Raw genomic sequence first — 22507 nt, forward strand, 5'->3', positions numbered from 1 at the left:
GAACCGCATCGGACGCCCGCCGCCTGCGAGGTCGTACTTCGCGACCTTCCTCGAGAGGCGGAAGGGCTGGACTCCGGCGGGCAGCCGGATGTCGAGCACGTGCGCGTCGTGGACGTAGCCAACGTCGCGGCCGTTGGCATGACCCGGCTTGCGACCAGCGGCCGGTCTCGTGCGCGCGTACGCGACTCCGCCGAGCGAACGGACCAGATACGTGACGTCGTCACGAAGGCGCTGCGACGTGGTGGTGTACTGCACGCGGCACGTGCGACCGCGCTGCGCCACAGGGCCACCATCGGTGTCCAGCAGTCCCTGCAGGACGGCCAGGCGCACCTCACGGGAGTTGTGCAGGTATACGACGGGGACGAACTTCGTCGAGGACGTCGTGTGGGCCAGCCCGAGCTGACGAATCACCGTGGTGACCGGGTTGGCGGTCCGCAGACCGCCTCGGCCGCCGTCGACGTGACGCAGGACGTAGTCGTACCGGCCCTTGTGCTTCAGCTCGATGCCGGGCAGGCGTCGCTCCAACTCGTCGACCAGCTCGGGGTCGGTCGACGTGAACGACGGTGTCGTTGCGGTCGTGATGCATCCGTCGCCGAGAAGGAGTCCGAGGGCGTAGGGGTCGATCGGGACGTCCTGCGCCTCCATCTCGACCGGGCCGACGACGGGCAGCTCGTAGCGTCGGGCGTGCATCCGGCGCAGGTTACCGACCATCTCCGACGTCTGGAGCGTGCGCGACGTCCCGCGGCGGCGGTCGTCGATCGTGCGGACGGTCCACAGGTGCTCACCGCACGCCAGCGTCGATGCACCGTCCTGCGCCGTCACACGGAACACGTCTCGCTCACCCTGCGGGTAGACCCCGAGGACCGGAGTGGGTCGTCCGTTGCTGCCGGTCACCAGGTCGCCCACCTGCAGCGAACCGATGCGCCGCCAGCCGGTGGGGGTCATGACGGCCCGATCGACCGGCTGCGCGCGGCCACGCATGTACGCCAGGGGCGCCACCTCGATGACGCCGGCCGTCAGGAGCTTGGGGATCGCCTCGGGATCCATCATGTCGTGCAGCGCGTCGTACAGCGGGCGCAGGTACGGGTCGATCTTCTCGCTCAGCGTGCCCGGGAGATAGCCGAGCCGCTCCCCCGCCTCGACCGCAGGCCGGGTCAGGATGATGCGGCTGACCTGCTTGGACTGCAGCGCCTGCACGGCCTTGGCCATCGCGAGGTAGGTCTTGCCGGTGCCGGCCGGGCCGATGCCGAAGATGATCGTGTTCTCGTCGATCGCGTCGACGTAGCGCTTCTGGTTGAGCGTCTTGGGGCGGATCGTGCGGCCGCGGTTCGACAGGATGTTGAGGCTCAGCACCTCCGCGGGCCGCTCCTGCGTCTCGGTGCGGAGCATGCCGACGGTGCGCTCGACGGTCTCGCGGGTCATGCCCTGGCCCGTGCGGACGATCGTGGTGAGCTCGTCGAGGAGCCGCTCGACCAGCGCGACCTCGCCGGGCTCGCCGGTGACGCTCACGCGGTTGCCGCGGACGTGGATGTCGGCCTCGAAGTCGCGCTCGATGAGGCGGAGGAACTCGTCGCCGGCTCCGAAGAGCGCGACCGCATCGATGCTGCTGGGGACCGTGAAGGTGTGGGTGGGGTGCTCAGTCATGGGTAGTTCCAGTCTACGACTCGAATCGCAGACGTCGAGTTCGCGGGCGCGCGCTGATCGAGACTCCGCTAGGACCGGCCGATCCACGGGCCGAGCCGAAGGCGAGGCAGGCGCCCGGGCGAAGCCCGGCACCGGTGAGGAACGAACCGGTGAGACGGCGAGGGACGAGCCGTGCGCCCTAGCCCGGGGGCCAGGTGAGCGAGCGACCCGACAGCACGTGCCCGTGGCAGTGGAAGACCGTCTGGAAGGCGTCGGCGCCGGTGTTGAAGACCAGCCGGTACGAGCCGGTGCCCAGCTCGTCGGCGATCCGACGCGTGTGGGTGATGAGGTCGACGGTGGCCTCCGGGTCGGCCGCGGCAAGGCTCGCGACGTCCGGCTCGTGCCGCTTGGGGATCACCAGGACGTGGGTCGGCGCCTGGGGGTTGATGTCGCGGAAGGCGATCGTGTGCTCGGTCTCGCCCACGACGTCGGCCGGGACCTCACCCTCGACGATCTTGCAGAACAGGCAGTCGTCACTCATGGTCCAGTCCTACCGCACCGGGGACGAGGTCACTCGCCGGCGGCGCGGAAGGCGCTCTTGATGCGACCGAACACGCTGCGGTGCGTGGCACCGAGCCGGGCCTCCGGCCGTTCCTCGCCGCGCAGCGTGGCGAGCTGCTGCAGCAGCTCGCGCTGCTCGTCGTCGAGCTTGTCGGGCGTCTCGACGACGACCGTGACCCGCAGGTCGCCCGCGCCGATGCCGCGCAGCCGGGGCACGCCCTCGCCCCGCACCACGACGACCTCGCCGGACTGGGTGCCGACCTCGACGTCGACCGTGATCGCGTCCGGGCCCTCGTGCTCCTCGAGGTCGGCCCGCAGCGACGGCAGGTCGAGCGTCGTGCCGAGGGCGGCCGCCGTCATGGGCAGCGTGACGTGGCACTCGAGGTGGTCACCCGTCCGCGAGTAGACGGGGTGACGACGCACCTGGATCTCGACGTAGAGGTCACCGGCCGGGCCGCCACCGGGGCCGATCTCGCCCTCGCCGGTGAGCTGGATGCGGGTGCCGTGGTCGACCCCCGCCGGGATCGTGAGCGTGAGGTTGCGACGCGAGCGCACGCGACCCTCGCCGTCGCAGGCGCGGCAGGGGTCGGGGATGACCGAGCCGAAGCCGTGGCACGTGGGGCACGGGCGGGCGGTGCGGATGTCGCCGAGCAACGAGCGCTGCACGTGCTGGATCGCGCCCTGGCCGTGGCAGGTTCCGCACGTGACGGGCTGCGAGCCCTCCTCGGCGCCGCTGCCGTCACACACCTCGCACACGACCGCGGTGTCGACCTTGAGCTCCTGCGTGACGCCGAAGACGGCCTCGGCGAGCTCGACCTCGAGCCGCAGCAGGGCGTCCTGGCCCCGCTGCACGCGCGAGCGCGGCCCGCGCTGCGACGACTGGCCGAAGAACGCGTCCATGATGTCGTCGAAGCTGAAGCCCTGGCCGAAGCCGCCGCCACCGCGCTGGCCGCTCATCGGGTCGCCGCCACGGTCGAAGACCTGGCGCTTCTGCGGGTCCGACAGCACCTCATAGGCCTGCGAGACCTCCTTGAAGCGCTCGGACGCGTCCGGCGCGTCGTTGACGTCGGGGTGCAGCTGGCGCGCGAGACGCCGGTACGCCTTCTTGATCTCCTCGGGGGTCGCAGAGCGGTCCACGCCGAGCAGCGCGTAGTAGTCGGAGGCCATGAGGTGCTTTCGGGCTGGGAGTTCGGTACAGGGTCGGGAGGGCCGTCAGGCGTCGTCGAGCATGCGGCCGACGTAGCGGGCCACGGCCGCGACGGTGGCGATCGTGCCGGGGTAGTCCATGCGGGTCGGGCCCACGGTGCCGAGGGTCGCGCGGCTGCCGTCTCCACCGTAGGCCGACGCCACCACGGCGGTGCCGGCGAGGGTGTCGAGGCCGGTCTCGCCGCCGATGCGGACCGTGACGCCGCCGGACGCCTCGCCGAGGAGCTTGAGCAGCACGACCTGCTCCTCGAGAGCCTCGAGCACGGGGCCGACCGTGGTGTCGAAATCGGCGCCGAACCGGGCGAGGTTGGAGGTGCCGCCCACGACGATGCGGGCGTCGGACCGCTCGTCGGAGAAGGTCTGCGCGAGCGTGGCGACGACCGTGGCCACGACCGGCTGGTCCTCGGGCTCGAACGCCGGGATGAGGTCGGCGACCTTGACGGCGGCGTCGGACAGGCGCACGCCGAGGACGACCGGCAGGATCCGGGCGCGCAGGTCGGCCAGCAGTCGGTCGCCGAGCGGCGACGGGAGATCGACGGTGCGCTGCTCGACGCGGCCCGAGCTCGTGATGACGACGACGAGCACGCGGTGCCCGTCAAGGGCCACGAGCTCGACGTGACGGACCGTCGAGCGGGTGAGGCTGGGGTACTGGACGACCGCGACCTGGCTCGTGAGCTGGGCGAGCACACGCACGCTGCGCTGCACGATGTCGTCGACGTCGACCGACTCCGACAGGAAGCGCTCGATCGCGCGACGCTCGGCCGGCGACAACGCCTTGACCGTGGCCAGGCGGTCGACGAACATCCGGTAGCCCTTGTCGGTGGGGATGCGTCCGGCCGAGGTGTGCGGCTGGGTCAGGTAGCCCTCGTCCTCGAGGACCTTCATGTCGCCCCGGATCGTGGCCGACGACACCCCGAGGTGGTGGCGCTCGACCAGGGCGCGCGAACCGACGGGCTCCTGCGTGGCGACGTAGTCCTCGACGATGGCCCGCAGGACGTCGAGGCGACGGTCGTCGGACATGGGACCTCCCCCTTCGGCGCGTCGCTGGCACTCTCGGTGCTGGTTTGCCAGTCTAGCGTGATGGACTTCAGGCCATGAGGCAGATCGCGCGCACCGCGGACACGATCGTGGTGCCCGGGCGCGACCGCGCCCTCACCTACCGGTCCCGCCGGGTCACCCTGGACGACGGCACGTGGGTCGCGCACGAGTCGCGCGGCGGCTCGCTCAGCTCGGTCTGGGCGGTCGACCTCGGGGACCGCTTCGTCGAGGTCGTGCACCTCGGCGGCGGTCCGCTCGGCGGCGAGCTCGTGGTCGTGGTGCCCGATGCCGACACGGTGCTGCTCGGCGACCTCGTGAGCGAGCCCGCGGGCGAGGTGCCCCCGAGCTGGCCCGTCGCGGTCGACCTCGCGATCGGGCTCACCGGTCCCGGCACGACCGTTCTGTCCTCGACCGGCGAGGTCGCGCGCGAGGACCTCGCCGAGTTCCACCAACGCCTGCTCGGCCTGCTCCACCCGGGATACACCGGGCCCGGCGGCACGGGCGACGGCACCGGGCACGACCATGTCTGACCGGTACGGGCAGGACGTCCTGTCGGGCGACTGGAAGCGCCCGCCCAAGGGACGGTCGACCGACCTGCCCGTCGAGCTGGGGCTGGTCGTCGAGGACGTCACGAGCGGATTCGTCGGCGAGGTCGTCACGATCGACGCCCAGATGGGCATGGTCGTGCTCGAGGACCGCCGCCTGAAGCGCCGCAGCTTCACACTCGGCCCGGGGTACTGGGTCGACGGCAAGCCCGTCACGCTGCGCCCACCCGTCGTGGCAGCCGCCGCGCCGCGCCGCACGGCCTCCGGATCCGTGGCCGGCCCCCGTGAGCGGGCCAAGGTCGCCCAGCCGAGCCGCATCTGGGTCGAGGGCCGCCACGACGCCGAGCTCGTCGAGAAGGTGTGGGGCGACGACCTGCGCCACGTCGGCGTGGCCGTGGAGTACCTCGGTGGCATCGACGACCTCAAGGGCGAGGTCGACGCCTTCGACCCCGGTCCCGGCCGCCGGCTCGGCATCCTCGTCGACCACCTCGTCACCGGCTCCAAGGAGTGGCGCATCGCGCAGACGCTCTCGAAAGAGCCGCACGTGCTGGTCGTCGGCCATCCCTACGTCGACGTGTGGCAGACGGTGAAGCCGAAGCGCCTCGGGCTCGACGCCTGGCCGGTCATCCCCCGCGGCGTCGAGTGGAAGCACGGCATCTGCGAGGCGCTCGGCTGGCCGCACGCCGAGCAGGCCGACATCGCCCGCGCCTGGAAGAAGATCCTCGGCAGCGTGAGCACCTGGACCGACCTCGAGCCGGTCTTCCTCGGCCAGGTCGAGCAGCTCATCGACTTCGTCACCGCCGACGGCCCGGCGTAGCCCGAGCCCCTCCAGATGTCTGCGCGAGCTCGGCTCTGAGCCACCGAACGAGCCGAGCTCCTGCACACATCTGGTGGGTCAGGTCAGCTCGCGGACGACGTGGTCGGCGAGGAGGCGGCCCTTTCTCGTCAGGACCAGACGATCCTCGACCGGCTCCAGGAGTCCGGAGGCGACCAGGTGGGTGTGTGACGGGAGGCCACGCGGGTCGAGGCCGGTGCGCAGGCGGGTGCGGAGCATGACGTCCTCCATGCGGGACGCGTCGGCGTCGATGTCCTCGCCATCGGCCTCGGGCGACTGGCCTGCGTCGAGCCGCTGGGCGTAGGCCGCGGGGTGCTTGACGTTCCACCAACGTCGGCCACCCAGGTACGAGTGGGCGCCGGGACCTATGCCGAGCCACTCACCGCCGGTCCAGTACAGGACGTTGTGGCGGCACTGCGCCGCGTCGTCGCGCGCCCAGTTCGACAGCTCGTACCAGCCGAGTCCGGCCTCCTCGAACATCGCGTCGGCCAGCAGGTACTTGTCGGCCGTCTCGTCGTCGTCGGGCATCACGACCTCGCCGCGGTTGACCTTGCGGGCGAAGGCCGTGCCCGCCTCGACGATCAGGGCGTAGGCGCTCACGTGGTCGGGCTCGAGCGAGACCGCGTGCTCGACCGTGCGACGCCAGTCGTCCATCGACTCCCCCGGCGACCCGTAGATCAGGTCGACGCTGACCTGCTCGAAGCCGGCCTCGCGGGCCCAGCGCACGGCCTCCGGCACGCGCTCGGGGGCGTGCGTGCGGTCGAGCACCTTCAGCACGTGGGGCACGGCCGACTGCACGCCGAACGAGATCCGGTTGAAGCCGCCGGCGCGCAGGATCGCCAGCATCGCGGGGTCGACGGAGTCGGGGTTCGCCTCGGTCGTGACCTCGACATCCGGCGCGAGGCCCCAGGCCTCGTCGATCGCACGGAGGATGCGCACGAGGTCGTGCGCCGCGAGCTGCGTGGGGGTGCCGCCGCCGACGAAGACCGTCTGCACGGTCCGCGGACCGGTCTGCTCGGCGGACCGACGGATCTCGGCGATCGCCGAGTCGGCGTACGTCGCGCGGGTGGCCCCGTCGCCGAGCTCGTCGGCGGTGTACGTGTTGAAGTCGCAGTAGCCGCACCGGACCGAGCAGAACGGGACGTGGACGTACACGCCGAAGCCGGCTGAGGATGACACCCGCCCAGCCTAGGCTGAAGGGTCTCCGGCCCCGACACCCCAGGAGCGACATGGTCCGCTACGCCTACGACGTGCCGGGCTTCGAGGGTCAGGCGCTCGAGGTCGAGGTCACCACGATGGGCACCAAGCGCCTCTTCCTCGACGGCGTGCCCCCGCCCCGCCAGGGCAGCTTCACGCTGACGCGTGACGACGGCACACAGGTCGACGCCCGGTTCAAGGCCGTGAACCTCGGGCTCGACGTCCCGGAGCTCCTGGTCGATGGCCAGACCTACGCGGCGATCGAGCCGCTTCCGGAGTGGCAGGTCGCGTGGGCCGCCGCCCCCGTGCTGCTCGGGTTCGTGAGCTGCCTGGTCGGCGTGGCGGTCGGCGTGCTGGTGGGCTTTGCGAACATCCAGATGTTGCGCCGCATGGAGTCGCGGCCGCGGGCGCTTCTCGCCACCGGTGCCGTGAACGTCGTCGTCATCGGCGGTTGGCTGACCGCCGCCAGCCTGCTGCTGGAGCTCTGACGCCACGCCCGACGGGCGCCGACGGAACGAGGGGGACGGCCGTGGCCGTCCCCCTCGTCTCCTCGTCGAGCCCTGCCGGTCTCAGGACCCGGCGTAGAACCCCTCGAGAACCTCGCGGTAGTTCTGCTCGACGACCTTGCGCTTGACCTTGAGGCTCGGCGTGAGCTCACCGGACTCGATGGAGAGGTCCTGGGGCAGGATCTTCCACTTCTTGATCGTCTCCCAGCGGTTGAGCTTGGCGTTGAGCTCCTCGACGTAGCCGGCGACGAGCTTCTCGATCTCGGGCGACTGGACGACCTCCGTGTACGACTGACCCGACTTGCCGTGGCTCTCGGCCCAGGCCGCGATCGCGTCGGGGTCGAGCGTGATGAGCGCCGAGACGAAGTTGCGGTCGTTGCCGTGCACGATCATCTGGCTGGCCAGCGGGCAGACGCCCTTGAAGACACCCTCGACGTGCGACGGCGCGACGTACTTGCCGCCCGACGTCTTGAAGAGGTCCTTCTTGCGATCGGTGATGCGCAGGAAGCCCTCGGAGTCGAGCTCGCCGATGTCGCCCGTGGCGAGCCAGCCGTCGGCGTCGAGCGTCTCCTTCGTGGCGGTGTCGAGGTTGTGGTAGCCGTTCATGATGTTCGGGCCCTTGATCAGGACCTCGCCGTCAGCGGCGATCTTGATCTCGACACCCGGGAACGGGATGCCGACCGAGCCGAGCTTGAGGTGGTCCGGGTGGTTGACCGTGGAGCCGGCGGACGTCTCGGTCAGGCCGTAGCCCTCGAGAATGATGACGCCGGCGGAGTGGAACCACTCGGCCACGTCGGACGACAGCGCCGCCGAGCCCGAGATGAAGAAGCGCACGCGGCCGCCGAAGCGGTCGCGGACCTTCGAGAACACGAGCTTGTCGGCGAGGCCGTGCTGGAGCCGGAGACCGGTCGGGACGGGCTTGCCCGAACGCACCAGGCGCGAGCGCTCGAGGCCGACCTTCTCGGCCCAGCGGAAGAGCTTGAGCTTGGCGCCGCCCTCCTCCTCCATCATGCCGACGACCCGGCCGTAGGCCTTCTCGAAGATGCGCGGCGCAGCGCCCATGAACGTGGGCTTCACGACGGCGAGGTTGTCGACGATCTTGGTGACGCGACCGTCGATCGCGGCGGGGAACCCGATCTGGAGCTGCGTCATCATCAGCACCTTGCCGAAGGAGTGCGCCATCGGCAGCCAGCGGTACTCGAGGTCGTCGACCGTGAGGATGCCGTTGGCCTGGATGGCCGCACCCTCGAAGACCCAGCCGTCGTGGCTCAGGCGCACACCCTTCGAGCGGCCCGTGGTGCCGGAGGTGTAGATCAAGGTGGCGAGGTCCTCGGGCTTGATCGCCGAGACGCGGTCCTCGACCACGGTCGGGTGGTCGCCGAGGTGGGCCTCACCGATCTTCTCGAGGTCGGCCAGGCTGATGACCCAGTCGCCGTCGGTCGCGCCGTCGAACGTGATGACCTTGGAGATGTCGGGGAGCTCGGACTTCTTCTCGACGAGCTTGGCGATCTGCTCGTCGTCCTCGGCGAACACGATGACGCTGCCGGAGTCCGAGAGGATGTAGGCGACGTCGTCGGAGACGGTCGAGGGGTACACCGTGGTGGTGGCGCCACCGGCGGAGTTGATCGCCAGGTCGGCGAGGATCCACTCGACGCGGGTGCCGGAGGCCACCGCGGCGCGGGCCTCGGGCTCGAGACCGAGGGAGACCAGACCGGCCGCGAGCTTGGTGACCCGCTCACCGACCTCTCCCCAGGAGAGGGAGTGCCAGCGCTCGTTCGCGTCGGGGTAGCGGAAGGCCTCGCGCTGCGGCGTCTCGGCGACGCGGTCGAAGAAGAGGCGGCCGATGCTCGGGGCTCGATCGTCGATCTGGGCCTGTTGCTGCGGGGTCAGAACAAGGGGGCTCATGCGGTCCTCACAGGGCATGGGGGCGTGTGGTGCGGATCACCCTAACGTACCGTCTGCGCAGGTCATCCATGGTTGCGCCCGGCACGTACCGGCGGATGGGCCCGCCTGACACGTCATGGCTCAGGACGGGCCGTCGCCCGTCGAGAGTGCGGCGATGAAGGCCTCCTGCGGCACTTCCACGCGACCAACCATCTTCATCCGCTTCTTGCCCTCCTTCTGCTTCTCGAGCAGCTTGCGCTTGCGGCTGATGTCGCCGCCGTAGCACTTGGCGAGCACGTCCTTGCGGATCGCGCGGATGTTCTCGCGGGCGATAACGCGTGCGCCGATGGCGGCCTGGATGGGCACCTCGAACTGCTGGCGCGGGATGAGCTCCTTGAGCTTGCCCGCGAGCGCCACGCCGTAGGAGTACGCGTTGTCGCGGTGCACGATCGCGCTGAAGGCGTCGACGATCTCGCCCTGCAGCAGGATGTCGACCTTGACCAGGTCGGCGGCCTGCTCGCCCGACAGCTCGTAGTTGAGCGAGGCGTAGCCCTTCGTGCGGCTCTTGAGCGCGTCGAAGAAGTCGAACATGATCTCGCCCATGGGCAGCGTGTACCGGATCTCGACGCGGTCCTCGGACAGGTAGTCCATCGCGACGAGCTGGCCGCGACGCGCCTGGCAGAGCTCCATGATCGTGCCGATGTACTCGCTCGGCGCGAGCACCGTGGCGGACACGACGGGCTCGAAGACCTTCGCGATCTTGCCGGCGTTGGGGTACTCGCTCGGGTTGGTCACGGTGTGGACCGATCCGTCCTCGAGCTCGATGCGGTACACGACGTTCGGCGCGGTGGCGATGAGGTCGAGGTTGAACTCGCGCTCGAGCCGCTCGCGCACGATCTCGAGGTGCAGCAGGCCCAGGAAACCGATGCGGAAGCCGAAGCCCAGCGCGCCGGACGACTCCGGCTCGTAGACCAGGGCCGCGTCGTTGAGCTGCAGCTTCTCGAGCGCCTCGCGCAGCGTCGCGAAGTCGTCGCCGTCGATGGGGTACAGGCCCGAGAACACCATCGGGTTGGGGTGCGCGTAACCACCGAGCGGCTCCTCGGCCGGGCGACCGTTGGCCGTCACGGTGTCGCCCACGCGCGACTGCCGGACCTCCTTCACGCCGGTGATCAGGTAGCCGACCTCGCCGATGCCGAGGTGATCGGCCTTGACGGGCTCGGGCGAGATGACACCGACTTCGAGCATCTCGTGCACCGCACCGGTCGACATCATCTTGATCTTGTCGCGGTGGCTGAGCTTGCCGTCGAACACGCGCACGTACGTGATGACGCCCCGGTAGGTGTCGTAGACCGAGTCGAAGATCAGGGCGCGCGGCGGGCCGTCGGCGTCGCCCGTGGGGGCCGGGACCTCGTCGACGATGAGGTTGAGCAGCGCCTCGACGCCCTGGCCGGTCTTGGCCGAGACCCGCAGCACGTCGTCGGGCTCGCCGCCGATGATGCCGGCGATCTCCGCGGCGTACTTCTCGGGCTGCGCGCCGGGCAGGTCGATCTTGTTGAGCACGGGGATGATGTGCAGGTCCGCGTCCATCGCGAGGTAGAGGTTCGCGAGCGTCTGGGCCTCGATGCCCTGCGCGGCGTCGACCAGCAGGATCGCGCCCTCGCAGGCCTCGAGCGATCGGCTGACCTCGTACGTGAAGTCGACGTGACCGGGGGTGTCGATCATGTTCAGGACGTAGGCCGTGCCGGCGTCGTCACCGTCGGACTTGGTGAACGGCATGCGCACGGCCTGGCTCTTGATCGTGATGCCGCGCTCACGCTCGATGTCCATCCGGTCGAGGTACTGCGCACGGGCCGCTCGCTCGTCGACGACCCCCGTGATCTGGAGCATGCGGTCGGCGAGCGTCGACTTGCCGTGGTCGATGTGGGCGATGATGCAGAAGTTCCGCAGCAGCTCCGGGGCGGTGGAGCCGGGCTGCGGCAGCTTCGTGGCAGGCGTGGGGGGCGTCATGGAGTGGTCACCAGAGGTAGGCCAGGCCCACGTTGACGACGACGAGCGCCGCCACGACGTGGGCGAAGGGGTTGGGGTCGGGACGCTTGCGCGTGCCGTGGGCCAGGCCGACGGCGACCGTGGCGATCACGAGCTTCACGGCCACCTTGGCATGGTTCGGGTCGGCCACGTCATCACTCGCCGACGCGATCGCGACGAGGACGATGCCGAGGAGCCACGCGGCACTGAGCCCGTGGGCCATGAGCCCGTTGATCTTCGGAGACGACAGCACGAGCACGTAGCCGAGCAGGACCGCTGCCCAACTGGCGATGTGCACCCACACCAGCACGTCGTAGAGAGTCTCCATGAGGGCCGATCGTAGTGACCTCCATGGATTTGGGAGGCACCGGAGGCCGGTGGTAGGGTTGGCGGTCGCGCGCCGCGGCGCGCCACCAGACTTCTCCTCCTGCACGTCTCCATCGAAAGAACAGGTACGCCCCGTGGCGAACATCAAGTCGCAGATCAAGCGCAACCGTCAGAACGAGGCGGCTCGCGAGCGCAACAAGTCGGTCCGCTCGGCCCTGAAGACGGCCGTCCGCCGCTTCACCGAGGCTGCCGACGCCGGCAACACCGACGAGGCCAAGAAGCTGGCCAATGAGGCCAACCGTCGCCTCGACAAGGCGGCCTCGAAGGGCGTCATCCACAAGAACCAGGCGGCCAACCGCAAGTCGGCCATCGCCAAGAAGGCGTCCGCTCTCTGAGTCGTTGACACCTCGCACGACCTGACACGACCCCGGCCCCACGGCCGGGGTCGTGTCACGTCCGGGAGGTTTCCGCGGGAGCCGGTCGGACCGGCCATCGCCGGGCGGTGCTGACCCAGCGCACGAGTGCCTCGAGCGGGCCGCGCGCCGCGATGAGCCGCCACAGGAACGCGAGCACGACGAGCAGGAGCACCTGCACCCACCACTCGCTGTAGTAGCCGCCGGTGAACGCGGCGTCGAGCTCGCGATTGGCCCAGGTGAGCACGACGTGCATGACGTAGAGCGTCAAGGTCATCGACCCGGCCGCGCGCAGGGGCGACACGACGCGGGCCGCGACGGCGCTGCGGCACAGCCACAGGCACAGGCCGATCACCAGCACGGCCGAACCGGCCGATCCGATGACGTTCAGGGGCGTGGAGGTGTGCTGGCCCGCGGCCCAGAACCAGGTGGGGTCGAGCGGGTCGTAGGCCGAGCGCGACAGGAACAGCTGCTCCAGCCGCGGCTCGCCCGTGGCGTCGCGGAAGGCCCCGAGGAACAGGGCCGATGCGGCGATCCAGAGGGCCGCGACCGTGGTGACGGCTCCCCCGACCACGAGGCGACGGACGACGACCGCGCTGCGCAGGTCGAGGCGGGCCAGGGCCAGGCCGACCAGGACGTAGCCGAACCAGACGACGGCGGGGTAACCACCCCACAGGAGCAGCGACACCGGCAGCTCCGCGAGACCACCTCCGAACGACGGCTGGATCACGGCGCTGACCGGCTCGTCGACGACCTGGCGCACCGCGTAGAGAACCGCCGGGGACAGGACGCACCACGCGCCGGCGAGGACCAGCAGCGCGCGGGTCGAGAGCCCACGCACCGCCACGGTGGCCGCGATCAGCACCGCGTAGCAGGGCAGGATCACGAGGATCCTGAGGTCGGGCAGAGCGGCGAGCCCCAGTCCGATCACGAGCAGCGCGACCGCACGGCGCACGACGGCGGACCGCGTTCCGACGCCGTCGGGATCGAGCCGCGTCATCAGGCCGATGCTGAGGCCGGCCAGCACGGCGAACAGCGGGGCCGCGCGCCCGGACGCGAGCCACTCCGACACCGGGGGCGTGCCGTAGCCCGTCCAGGGCGGGCCCAGGTGCGCCAGCATCATGCCGAGCAGGGCCAGGGCCCGCGCCAGGTCGATGCCGACGAGGCGGCCGGGCCCCTCGCGCAGGCCCGTCACGCGATCATCCTCGACTCGGGCGCAGGCGCAGCGATGCCACCCGCAGCACCATGCGCTCGGTGGCGTACTCGGCGTCGGCGGTGGCGCCCTTGACGTCGAGGTCGGCCTGGGCCACGGCGGCGAGGGCGCCCTGCAGCCCGGCCGGGTCCCACTGGTTCAGCTGGCGGCGCATGCCCTGGATCTTGAACGGGGGCGCGCCCACGTGCTTGGCGAGCTCGGCGTCGCGCAGGCCCTGCGGTGCCGTGGCGAGGCGCACGAGCTGGCGCAGGCCGGACGCGACGGCCGAGACGATGACGACGGGCGAGGTGCGGGCCGCGAAGGCCCAGCGCAGGCGCTCGATCGCGATGTCGAGGCGGCCGTCGAACACCGCGTCGGCGATCTCGTAGCCGCGCACCTCCGCACGCCCGCCGAAGTAGCGTCGCACGATCTCGACCGAGACCTCCTCGCCCTCGGGCACCGACGCCACGAGCTGGTCGGCGGCGCCGGCCAGGGCGCGCAGGTCGAGACCGATCGCGGTGACCAGGGTGCTCGCGGCCGGCTCGGACATGGAGGTGCCGAGCTGGCGGACCTCCTGCCGCACCCAGGCGGCGTGGTCGCGCTCGTACTTCGGCGGCTCCTGCTTGGCCTCCGACACGATCGAGATCTTGCGGAGCTTGTCGAGCAGCCCGCGTCCCTTCTGGCCACCCCCGTGCACCAGCACCAGCGCGACCTCGGGGGCAGGCTCAGCGGCGTAGGCCAGCAGCTCGGCCTGCACGTCGTCGGCGAGGTCCTGGACGTCGTGGACCACGACGGCGCTCGAGGCACTGAACAGCGAGGGGCTGGTGATCGTGAGCAGCTCACCCGGCACCAGCTGCCCGGCGACGGCCTCGGTGACCTCGCACTCGGGCTCCTGGGCGAGCACCGCGGCGACGGCCCGGCGCCGGGTGCGGTCGGCGAGGAACTCCGAACCGCCCGTGATGAGCAGGATCCTGCCGAAGACCGAGGGCACGGGCCGAGTCTAGTCGCGCGTCAGGACACGCAGCCGACCGTCGCGCACGACGACGCCCAGGTCGCCCTGCAGGTCGGTGCGCCACCACGAGGCCCCGAGACGGGCGAGCAGGTCCAGCGTCGAGGGCGCCGGGTGCCCGTACGGGTTGTCCCGACCAGCACTGAGCAGCGCGACGTCGGCCCCGGTGGCGGCGATGAAGTCCGGGTCCTGGTGGGCGCTGCCGTGGTGCGGGACCTTCAGCACGTCGGCCCGCACGTCCACCCCCGCACGCAGGATCGCGCGCTGGGCCTCGGGCTCGACGTCGCCCGTCAGCAGGAACTCGATCCCGTCGACCTCCAGGCGCAGCACGAGACTCAGGTCGTTGCGGTCCTCCCCCGGCTCGGCGTCGCGCTGCAGCGGCCACACCACCTCGAGCCGCACCTCACCGACCTCGATGACGTCACCCGCCGCCGCCGTGACGACCGGGACGTCCGGGACCTCGGGACCGCCCGACGGACCGGTCACCACCGCGTCGACCTGGCGCCCGCGGACCACACCGGCCCATCCGGCCACGCGGTCGGCGTCCGCGTGCGTCATGACGAGCGCGCCCACGTGCTGGGCGCCCAGGGCGCGCAGGCACCGGTCGACGGGTCCGGGCTCCATGCCGGTGTCGATCACGACGACCCGACCGTCGCCGGCGTCGACCACGAGCCCGTCACCCTGACCGACGTCGCACGCGACGAGCACCCAGTCGTCCGGCGGCCACCCGGGGCTGGGCGGGCGCCACACGAGGACCACGAGCGCCAGGACGACCCCGACCGCCACCGCGGGGCGTCGGAGCATCCACCACAGCACGACGACGCTCACGGGCAGTGCGACAAGGCTGAGCCACCACGGCCCCTCCCAGTCGACCGCGGCACCCTCGAGCCCGCCGGCCGTGCGCCCGACCGCCACGATCCACCGCGCCCCGAACGCCGCCACGGTGCCGGACATCGACCCGAGCGGCTCCCAGACGAGCCACGCCAGGCCCCCGAGCAGACCCGCGACCGTCGTGGGGGCGACGGCCGGTCCCGCCACCAGGTTGGCCAGCACGGCGACCAGTGAGACCTCGCCGCTCAGCGCCACGAGCGCCGGCGTGCACGCGACCTGGGCGGCGAGCGGCACCGCCAGGGCCACGGCGACCCAGCGAGGGCACCATCGCATCCGCTCGACGAACAGTGGGGCGAGCACGACGATCCCGGCCGTGGCACACACCGAGAGCACGAAGCCGGGCGAGCGACCGAGCCACGGGTCGATCGCAAGGAGCCCGATGACGGCGACCGACAACGCCCGGACGCCCCCGGCCGCGCCGATGCCGAGGGCGACGACGCCCACGATCCCCATGGCGGCGGCCCGGAGCACGCTCGGCTCCGGCCGCGCGACCAGCACGAAACCCACGACCGCGAGCACCGCGAGGAGTGACCACCAGCGTCGCCGCACCCCCACGACGCGCGCGACCGCGAGGACGGAAGCCAGCACGATCGTCAGGTTGGTGCCCGAGACCGCCAGCAGGTGGGTCAGACCGCTGCGGCGGAAGTCCTCGTCGAGGTCGTCCGGGATCGCCGCGTCGTCACCGTCGACCAGGGCCGGCACGAGGGCGCGCGGCTCGAGCGGCGCGTGCGACACGGCACCACGCACCCCGGCGCGGACGTGCTCACTCATGCCCCACCACCACGGGACACCGGGCAGGAGCTCCAGGTCGACGACGCGCAGCACGGCGACCTCGTCGGTGTCGTCGGAGCGTGACGCCCGGGCGGAGACGAGCACCGACCGGCCCACCGTCAGCTCGCCGGCCTCGACGCCGGCGGCTGCCTGACCCGACAGGAAGAGCGTGACGGCACCCCCGTCAACCACTCGCCCCAGGCGCGAGCTCGCCTCGCGGACCGAAGCGCTCAGGACGATGCCGTCGCCACCGGGTGCTCGGTAGGTGCGAGCGTCCGTGGTGACCGCGACGACGGCCTCGACCGTGACACCCTGGCCGGCCCACTCCCTCAGCGGAGAACCCTCGACCGCCGCCAGCTGCCACGCGGTCGACGCCAGGACGACCCCCACGAGGCAGGTCGTGACCACCACGACCGGGTGCCGGGCGACGATCATCGCCGTCAGCACGCAGACCCCTGTCGCGCCCAGGGCGACGGTCGACGCCTCTCCGGCAGTCCACGCCGCGAGCGCCCACGCCAGCGCTGCCGCCGGGACCAGGCGCGCGTCGTGGCGTGGCCGCAGTGGTGGCGCGCGCCTCGCGGTCTCGTCAGACGGTGACGAGGTCACGCAGGTCGCCCAGGGTGCCCTCGCCGATGCCGCGCACCTCGAGCAGGTCGTCGACGCTGCGGAAGGGACCGTTGTCGGTGCGCCAGTCGATGATCGACCGGGCCGTCACGGGGCCGACCCCCGGCAGCTCGTCCAGGTCGTCGACCGTGGCGGTGTTGAGGTTCACCGCCCCGCCCGCCGATCCGGTCTCGCCGGCCGGCGAGACCGGCGCGATGCCGACGAGGACCTGCTCGCCGTCGACCAGCTTGCGGGCCAGGTTCAGCGAGGTCGTGTCGACGACCCCGGCCAAGCCGCCCGCTGCCTCGATCGCCTCGTGCACCCGCGACCCGGCCGGGAGCGTCACGATGCCCGGTCGGTGGACGTGGCCCGCGACGTCGACCACGATCTCGCCGGTCTCGACCGGACCGCCCCCGCCCGAGGCGGGGCCGTCGGCCGGGCCGGTCGAGAGTCCGGCCACGGAGGTGCCGGGCGTGCCGGCCGGCGCCGACTGGGGTCGCCCGGACAGGACCGACCAGGCGAGGAGCACGACCACGGCGACCACGACCGCACCGACCACCCGCACGTGGAGCTGCGTGACACGACGCCGGACGTGCGAGCGAGCGGGGTCAGGGCGAGCGGGGTCAGGGCGAGCGGGGTCAGGGCGAGCGGGGTCTGGGCGAGCGGGGTCTGGGCGAGCGGAGTCCGTGGCAGCGGTCGGCACGCCCTGCGCGGCGGAGCCACCGGGGGCCGGGGGCACGTGGTCCTCGAACGACGCCACGAGCTGGGCCAGCCGGCGCCGGGCGATCTCGGCCCGTGTCTCCTCGGTCTCCACAGGTCGACGCTAGGCGCGACTGAGGCCCTGCGGAGGCACGACGACGCCGCCTGTGGACGACGGAGACCGGTGGACGGAGCTGGGCGGAGAGGTCAGTGCGCAGAGTCAGCGCGGAGGAGTCAGTGCGAAGGAGTCAGTGCGGCGTGACGGTGACCGCGACCGTGCCCGGGCCCACGTGGGCGCCGATCACGGCGCCCACCTCGTCGACCGGCAGGGACTCGAGGTCGAGCCGCTTGGCGAGGCGCTCGGCCAGCTGCTCGGCGACCTGGGCGTTCGCCAGGTGCTGCACCCCGATGTCGAACGCGGCGTGCTGCTCGGCGGCCTCGGCGGCGAGGGTCTCCATGCGGGCGATGGCCTTGCCGGAGGTGCGCACCTTCTCGAGCGGCACCACGAGGCCGTCGGTGATCGTGAGCAGGGGCTTGACGGCGAGGGCCGATCCGATCAGGGCACCGACCGCGTTGACGCGGCCGCCCCGGCGCAGGTACTCGAGGGTGTCGACGTAGATCAGGGCCGTGGAGTCCTGGCCGGCCACGCGCGCGACCTCCGCGACGTCCTCGGCACTGACGCCCTCGCCACGGGCCCGGGCGGCCAGGCCCGCTGCGAAGCCGGTGGCCAGACCCACCTGACGCGAGTCGACCACCGAGACCGGCACCGGTGACCGCTTGGCCGCCAGCGTCGCCGAGTCGAGCGTGCCCGACATCCGGCTGGACAGGTGGACCGAGACGATCGCGGTGGCCCCCTGCTTCGCCAGGGCCTGGTAGACCTCCGCGAACTCGTCGGGGTTGGGGCGCGAGGTGCTGACGGGCACGAAGTCCTTGAGGGCGGCCGCGATGATGTCGGCCGAGGCGTCGGCACCCTCGGTGTACGTGTCGGCACCCACGATGACGCTCAGCGGCACGACCGCGATGCCCTCGCGCTCGGCATCGTCCGGATCCAGGGAGGCCGTCGAGTCGGTCACGACCGCGACGCCCCCGGGGAACGCCGCGGACTTCTTCGTGCGTCGCTTCCCGGCCATGGGAGAACCGTACAGCGGGACGTGCCGCCGGCTGGTCGACCGGCGGATCCACGACCGAGCCGAAGGCGAGGCGAGCGCCCGGGCGCAGCCCGGCACCGGTGAGGAACGAACCGGTGGAACGGCGAGGTACGAGCCGTGCGCCTCAGACCACGATGTTGACGAGCTTCGGCGCGCGAACGATGACCTTGCGGACCTCGCGGCCGTCGATCGCCCGCTGCACGTTCGCCTCGGCGAGGGCCAGCTCGGTGAGCTCCTCCTCGGTCGCCGTGGCCGACACGTCGAGCTTGGCTCGAACCTTGCCCTGCACCTGCACGACGCACAGCACGGTCTCGTCGACCAGGTGGGCGGGATCGGCCACGGGGTACGGAGCACGGACGATCGTGGCATCGTGACCCAGTCGGGCCCAGATCTCCTCGGCCAGGTGCGGCGCGAAGGGGGCCAGCATCAGTGCCAACGGCTCGACCGCGGCGCGCGCCGTGATCTCGGCCTTCGTGAGGTGGTTGGTCAGCTCGATGAGCTTCGCGATCGCGGTGTTGAACCGGAGGCCGTCCATGTCGGCGGCGACGCCGTCGATGGTCTTGTGCAGGACCTTGAGCGTCGCGTCGTCGAGCGGGTCGTCGGTGACGAGGGTGCCGCCCGTCTCCTCGTCGGCGACGAGGCGCCAGACCCGCTGCAGGAAGCGCTGCGCGCCGACCACGGCCCGGGTCTCCCACGGTCGCGAGACGTCGAGCGGTCCCATGCTCATCTCGTACACGCGGAACGTGTCGGCGCCGTAGGCGTCGTACATGTCGTCGGGCGTCACGACGTTCTTGAGCGACTTGCCCATCTTCCCGTACTCGCGCTGGACGGGCTGGCCGTCGAACGTGAACGTCGACTCGCCGCTGTCCGACACCGTCTCGACGACCTCGTCGGCCGGCACGTAGGTGCCGCGGGCGTCGGTGAAGGCGTACGCCTGGATGTAGCCCTGGTTGAAGAGCCGGTGGAACGGCTCCTCGCTCGAGACGTGGCCGAGGTCGAACAGCACCTTGTGCCAGAAGCGGGCGTACAGCAGGTGCAGCACCGCGTGCTCCACGCCGCCGACGTACAGGTCGACGCCCCCGGTCTGGCCGGCAGCCTTCGGGCCCAGCCAGTAGGCCTCGTTCGTGGGCGAGGCGAGCTGGCCGGCGTTGGTCGGGTCGGTGTAGCGCAACTCGTACCAGCTGGAGCCGGCCCAGTTGGGCATCGTGTTGGTCTCGCGACGGTAGGGCTTCGGGCCGTCGCCGAGGTCGAGCGTGACGTGGACCCACTCTTCGGCGCGGCCCAGCGGCGGCTCGGGCTCGCTCGTGACGTCGTCGGGCTCGAAGGTGCGCGGCGAGTAGTCGGGCACCTCGGGCAGCTCGACGGGCAGCATCGAGTCGGGCAGCGCGATGGGGTGGCCGTCCTCGTCGTACACGATCGGGAACGGCTCGCCCCAGTACCGCTGGCGGCTGAACAGCCAGTCGCGCAGGCGGTAGGTCGTGGTGCCGGTGCCGTGGCCGTGCTCCTCGAGCCACGCGATGATGCGCGTCTTCGCCTCCTCGACCGCGAGGCCGTCGAGGCTCACCTCGGCGTTGCTGGAGTTGACCAAGGTCTCCCCCTCCAGCACCTGCACGCTCGGGAGGCCGAGGACCTCGGCGAACTCGGCGTCGCGGGCGTCGCCGTCGGGGACGGCCATGATCGCGCCAGTGCCGTAGCCCATCAGGACGTAGTCGGCCACGAGCACCGGGACCTGCTCGCCGTTGACGGGGTTGGTCGCGGTGCTGCCGGTCAGCACGCCGGTCTTCTGCTTGTCGGCCTGGCGATCGACGTCGGTCTTGGCGGCAGCGGCCTCGCGGTAGCTGGCGACCGCCTCGGCCTGCTCGGACGTCGTGAGTGCGTCGACCAACGGGTGCTCGGGCGACAGCACCATGAAGGTCGCGCCGAACAGCGTGTCGGGCCGGGTCGTGAAGACCCGGATCGCGCCGGCCGACGAGGAGAAGTCGACGTGCGCGCCGTGCGAGCGCCCGATCCAGTTGCGCTGCATCTGCTTGACCGGCTCCGGCCAGTCGACGCGGTCGAGGTCGTCGATCAGACGGTCGGAGTAGGCCGTGATGCGCATGTTCCACTGGCGCAGGTTGCGGGTGAACACCGGGAAGTTGCCCCGCTCGGAGCGTCCCTCCGACGTGACCTCCTCGTTGGCCAGCACGGTGCCCAGGCCCGGGCACCAGTTGACCGGCGAGTCCGAGACGTAGGCCAGGCGGTGCTGGTCGATGACCGCGGGGTCGTCGGTGCCCAGCTTCTCGATCAGCTCGCCGATCGGCCGCGCCTTCTGCAGGTCGGGGTCGAACCACGAGCCGAACAGCTGCAGGAAGATCCACTGCGTCCAGCGCACGAAGTCGGGATCGATCGTGGCGAACGAGCGCCGCTCGTCGTGCCCCAGGCCCAGGCGCCGCAGCTGGCGGCGCATGTTGACCATGTTGGCCTCGGTGTTGACCCGCGGGTGCTCGCCCGTGGAGATCGCGTGGATCTCGGCGGGGAGGCCGAACGCGTCGTAGCCGAGGGCGTGCAGCACGTTCTTGCCGAGCATGCGCTGGTGGCGCCCGACGACGTCGGTCGCGATGTAGCCGAGCGGGTGCCCGACGTGCAGACCCGCACCCGAGGGGTACGGGAACATGTCCATCAGGAAGTACTTCTCGCCCGGCTCGCCGGCACCGGGATCCGCGAGGTCACCCTCCGGGTTGACCGCGTGGAACGTGCCCTCGGCCTCCCAGCGGTCCTGCCAGCGCTGCTCGATGTCCGCCGCGAGCGCAGCGGTGTACCGGAAGCTCACGCCTGGCTCGCGGGCGTGACGTCGTTCAGGGCGGGCATGAGCTCGGGCAGCTGGTTGTCGAACATCGACAGCGCCGCGCCGATCGCCATGTGCATGTCGAGGTACTGGTAGGTGCCCAGACGGCCGCCGAACAGGACCTGCGGCTCGGCCGCGGTGCGCTCGCGGTACGCCAGGAGCATCTGGCGGTCCTCGGGGGTGTTGACCGGGTAGTACGGCTCGTCGTCACCCTCGGCGAAGCGCGAGAACTCCCGCATGACCACGGTCTTGTCCTTCGGGGCGTCCCGCTCGGGGTGGAAGTGACGGAACTCGTGGATGCGGGTGTAGGCGGTGTCGGCGTCGGCGTAGTTCATGACCGGGGTGCCCTGGAAGTCGCCGACCGGGAGCACCTCCTGCTCGAAGTCGAGGGTGCGCCACGAGAGACGGCCCTCCTCGTAGTCGAAGTAGCGGTCGACCGGACCGGTGTAGACGATCGGCAGCTGACCGAGCGTCTGCGCCTTGCTGGCGTCGTGCGAGTCATCGAAGAAGTCGGTGTCGAGGCGGATCTCGATGTTCGGGTGGTCGGCCATGCGCTCCAGCCACGCGGTGTAGCCGTCGACCGGCAGGCCCTCGTGGGTGTCGTTGAAGTACCGGTTGTCGTACGTGTAGCGCACGGGCAGGCGGCTGATGATCTCCGGCGGCAGCTCCGTCGGCGAGGTCTGCCACTGCTTGGCGGTGTAGTCACGGATGAACGCCTCGTAGAGCGGGCGGCCGATCAGGCTGATGCCCTTCTCCTCGAGGTTCGACGCCGTGGCCGACTCGAACTCGCCGGCCTGCTCGGCCAGCAGCGCGCGCGCCTGGTCGGGCGAGTGCGCCGAGCGGAAGAACTGGTTGACCGTGCCGAGGTTGATCGGCAGGGGGTACACCTCGTCCCGGTGGACGGTGTAGACGCGGTGCACGTAGCTCGTGAACGCGGTGAAGCGGTTGACGTACTCCCACACGCGCTCGTTGGAGGTGTGGAACAGGTGGGCGCCGTAGCGATGCACCTCGATGCCGGTCTCCGGCTCGAACTCGCTGTACGCGTTGCCACCGAGGTGGGAGCGCCGGTCGATGACGACGACCTTCTGACCGTGCTCGGCCGCACGCTCGGCGATCGTGAGTCCGAAGAAGCCCGAACCGACGACGAGCAGATCAGCATTCACCACGGAAGTTCCTTTGTCGTTGGAGGACGTCGAGCGTGCGAGGCGCA

At 71.2% G+C, this 22507-nt stretch carries 18 protein-coding genes and 2 pseudogenes; 4 read left to right on the forward strand and 16 right to left on the reverse strand.

Annotation, left to right across the window (positions count from 1 at the left end):
* Window positions 1–150 precede the first annotated feature (150 nt).
* From V6S66_RS10275 to hrcA, 5 genes and pseudogenes are all read right to left on the reverse strand, one after another.
* Window positions 151–981 (reverse strand): annotated as a pseudogene (locus tag V6S66_RS10275) (LAGLIDADG family homing endonuclease); the annotation flags it as partial.
* Window positions 970–1644, reverse strand: a pseudogene (locus V6S66_RS10280) (PhoH family protein); the annotation flags it as partial. The pseudogenes V6S66_RS10275 and V6S66_RS10280, both read right to left, overlap by 12 nt.
* Window positions 1645–1822: 178 nt before the next feature.
* Entirely contained in the window at window positions 1823–2164 is a 342-nt protein-coding gene (locus V6S66_RS10285; protein WP_334206646.1) for a histidine triad nucleotide-binding protein, read from the reverse strand.
* 29 nt (window positions 2165–2193) lie between these two features.
* Window positions 2194–3351, reverse strand: a complete 1158-nt coding sequence (dnaJ, locus tag V6S66_RS10290; protein WP_334206647.1) for a molecular chaperone DnaJ — start codon at window positions 3349–3351, stop codon at window positions 2194–2196.
* Between the two features lie 45 nt (window positions 3352–3396).
* Window positions 3397–4410: a heat-inducible transcriptional repressor HrcA gene (gene hrcA / locus V6S66_RS10295; RefSeq protein ID WP_334206648.1), complete on the reverse strand. Its 1014-nt coding sequence runs from the start codon at window positions 4408–4410 to the stop codon at window positions 3397–3399.
* 74 nt (window positions 4411–4484) lie between these two features.
* Here hrcA and V6S66_RS10300 point away from each other — a divergent pair, with 74 nt between their 5' ends.
* Window positions 4485–4958, forward strand: a complete 474-nt coding sequence (locus V6S66_RS10300; protein ID WP_334206649.1) for a hypothetical protein — start codon at window positions 4485–4487, stop codon at window positions 4956–4958.
* Window positions 4951–5790 (forward strand): DUF3097 domain-containing protein, encoded by an 840-nt coding sequence (locus V6S66_RS10305; RefSeq protein WP_334206650.1) that lies wholly within the window; start codon window positions 4951–4953, stop codon window positions 5788–5790. The genes V6S66_RS10300 and V6S66_RS10305 overlap by 8 nt, the downstream gene beginning before the upstream one ends.
* A 78-nt stretch (window positions 5791–5868) precedes the next feature.
* On the opposite strand, the gene hemW is transcribed toward V6S66_RS10305, so the two are convergent.
* A complete protein-coding gene (gene hemW, locus V6S66_RS10310; protein WP_334206651.1) occupies window positions 5869–6987 on the reverse strand; it encodes a radical SAM family heme chaperone HemW in 1119 nt (372 codons plus the stop codon).
* A gap of 50 nt (window positions 6988–7037) precedes the next feature.
* On the opposite strand from hemW, the gene V6S66_RS10315 reads away from it, so the two are divergent.
* Window positions 7038–7493, forward strand: coding sequence for a hypothetical protein (locus V6S66_RS10315; protein ID WP_334206652.1), 456 nt, complete (start codon window positions 7038–7040; stop codon window positions 7491–7493).
* An 81-nt stretch (window positions 7494–7574) separates the two neighbouring features.
* Here V6S66_RS10315 and V6S66_RS10320 read toward each other — a convergent pair whose 3' ends face one another.
* The 3 genes from V6S66_RS10320 to V6S66_RS10330 form a co-directional block, all read right to left on the reverse strand.
* Window positions 7575–9416 (reverse strand): AMP-dependent synthetase/ligase, encoded by a 1842-nt coding sequence (locus tag V6S66_RS10320; RefSeq protein WP_334206653.1) that lies wholly within the window; start codon window positions 9414–9416, stop codon window positions 7575–7577.
* A 120-nt stretch (window positions 9417–9536) separates the two neighbouring features.
* Complete coding sequence (gene lepA / locus V6S66_RS10325; protein WP_334206654.1) at window positions 9537–11402, reverse strand: translation elongation factor 4; 1866 nt, start codon at window positions 11400–11402, stop codon at window positions 9537–9539.
* A 7-nt stretch (window positions 11403–11409) separates the two neighbouring features.
* Entirely contained in the window at window positions 11410–11748 is a 339-nt protein-coding gene (locus tag V6S66_RS10330) for a hypothetical protein (RefSeq protein WP_334206655.1), read from the reverse strand.
* A 133-nt stretch (window positions 11749–11881) separates the two neighbouring features.
* Here V6S66_RS10330 and rpsT point away from each other — a divergent pair, with 133 nt between their 5' ends.
* Window positions 11882–12142, forward strand: coding sequence for a 30S ribosomal protein S20 (rpsT, locus tag V6S66_RS10335; protein ID WP_290584107.1), 261 nt, complete (start codon window positions 11882–11884; stop codon window positions 12140–12142).
* Window positions 12143–12197: 55 nt separating this feature from the next.
* Here the strand turns inward: rpsT and V6S66_RS10340 are convergent, their stop codons facing one another.
* From V6S66_RS10340 to glf, 7 genes are all read right to left on the reverse strand, one after another.
* Window positions 12198–13355: a DUF418 domain-containing protein gene (locus V6S66_RS10340; RefSeq protein ID WP_334206656.1), complete on the reverse strand. Its 1158-nt coding sequence runs from the start codon at window positions 13353–13355 to the stop codon at window positions 12198–12200.
* Window positions 13356–13359: 4 nt separating this feature from the next.
* Complete coding sequence (holA, locus tag V6S66_RS10345) at window positions 13360–14343, reverse strand: DNA polymerase III subunit delta (RefSeq protein WP_334206657.1); 984 nt, start codon at window positions 14341–14343, stop codon at window positions 13360–13362.
* A 9-nt stretch (window positions 14344–14352) separates the two neighbouring features.
* Window positions 14353–16629, reverse strand: coding sequence for a ComEC/Rec2 family competence protein (locus tag V6S66_RS10350; protein WP_334206658.1), 2277 nt, complete (start codon window positions 16627–16629; stop codon window positions 14353–14355).
* Complete coding sequence (locus tag V6S66_RS10355) at window positions 16610–17440, reverse strand: helix-hairpin-helix domain-containing protein (RefSeq protein ID WP_334206659.1); 831 nt, start codon at window positions 17438–17440, stop codon at window positions 16610–16612. Before V6S66_RS10355 ends, V6S66_RS10350 begins: the two co-directional genes overlap by 20 nt.
* A 133-nt stretch (window positions 17441–17573) precedes the next feature.
* Entirely contained in the window at window positions 17574–18455 is an 882-nt protein-coding gene (locus V6S66_RS10360) for a DegV family protein (RefSeq protein WP_334206660.1), read from the reverse strand.
* Window positions 18456–18597: 142 nt separating this feature from the next.
* Window positions 18598–21282 carry a leucine--tRNA ligase gene (gene leuS, locus V6S66_RS10365; RefSeq protein WP_334206661.1) on the reverse strand — a complete coding sequence of 895 codons (2685 nt, stop codon included), beginning with the start codon at window positions 21280–21282 and terminating at the stop codon, window positions 18598–18600.
* Entirely contained in the window at window positions 21279–22460 is a 1182-nt protein-coding gene (gene glf / locus V6S66_RS10370; protein ID WP_334207254.1) for a UDP-galactopyranose mutase, read from the reverse strand. Before glf ends, leuS begins: the two co-directional genes overlap by 4 nt.
* Between the last annotated feature and the right edge of the window lie 47 nt (window positions 22461–22507).

The sequence above is a fragment of the Aeromicrobium sp. Sec7.5 genome (assembly GCF_036867135.1).
Taxonomy (GTDB): Bacteria; Actinomycetota; Actinomycetes; order Propionibacteriales; family Nocardioidaceae; genus Aeromicrobium.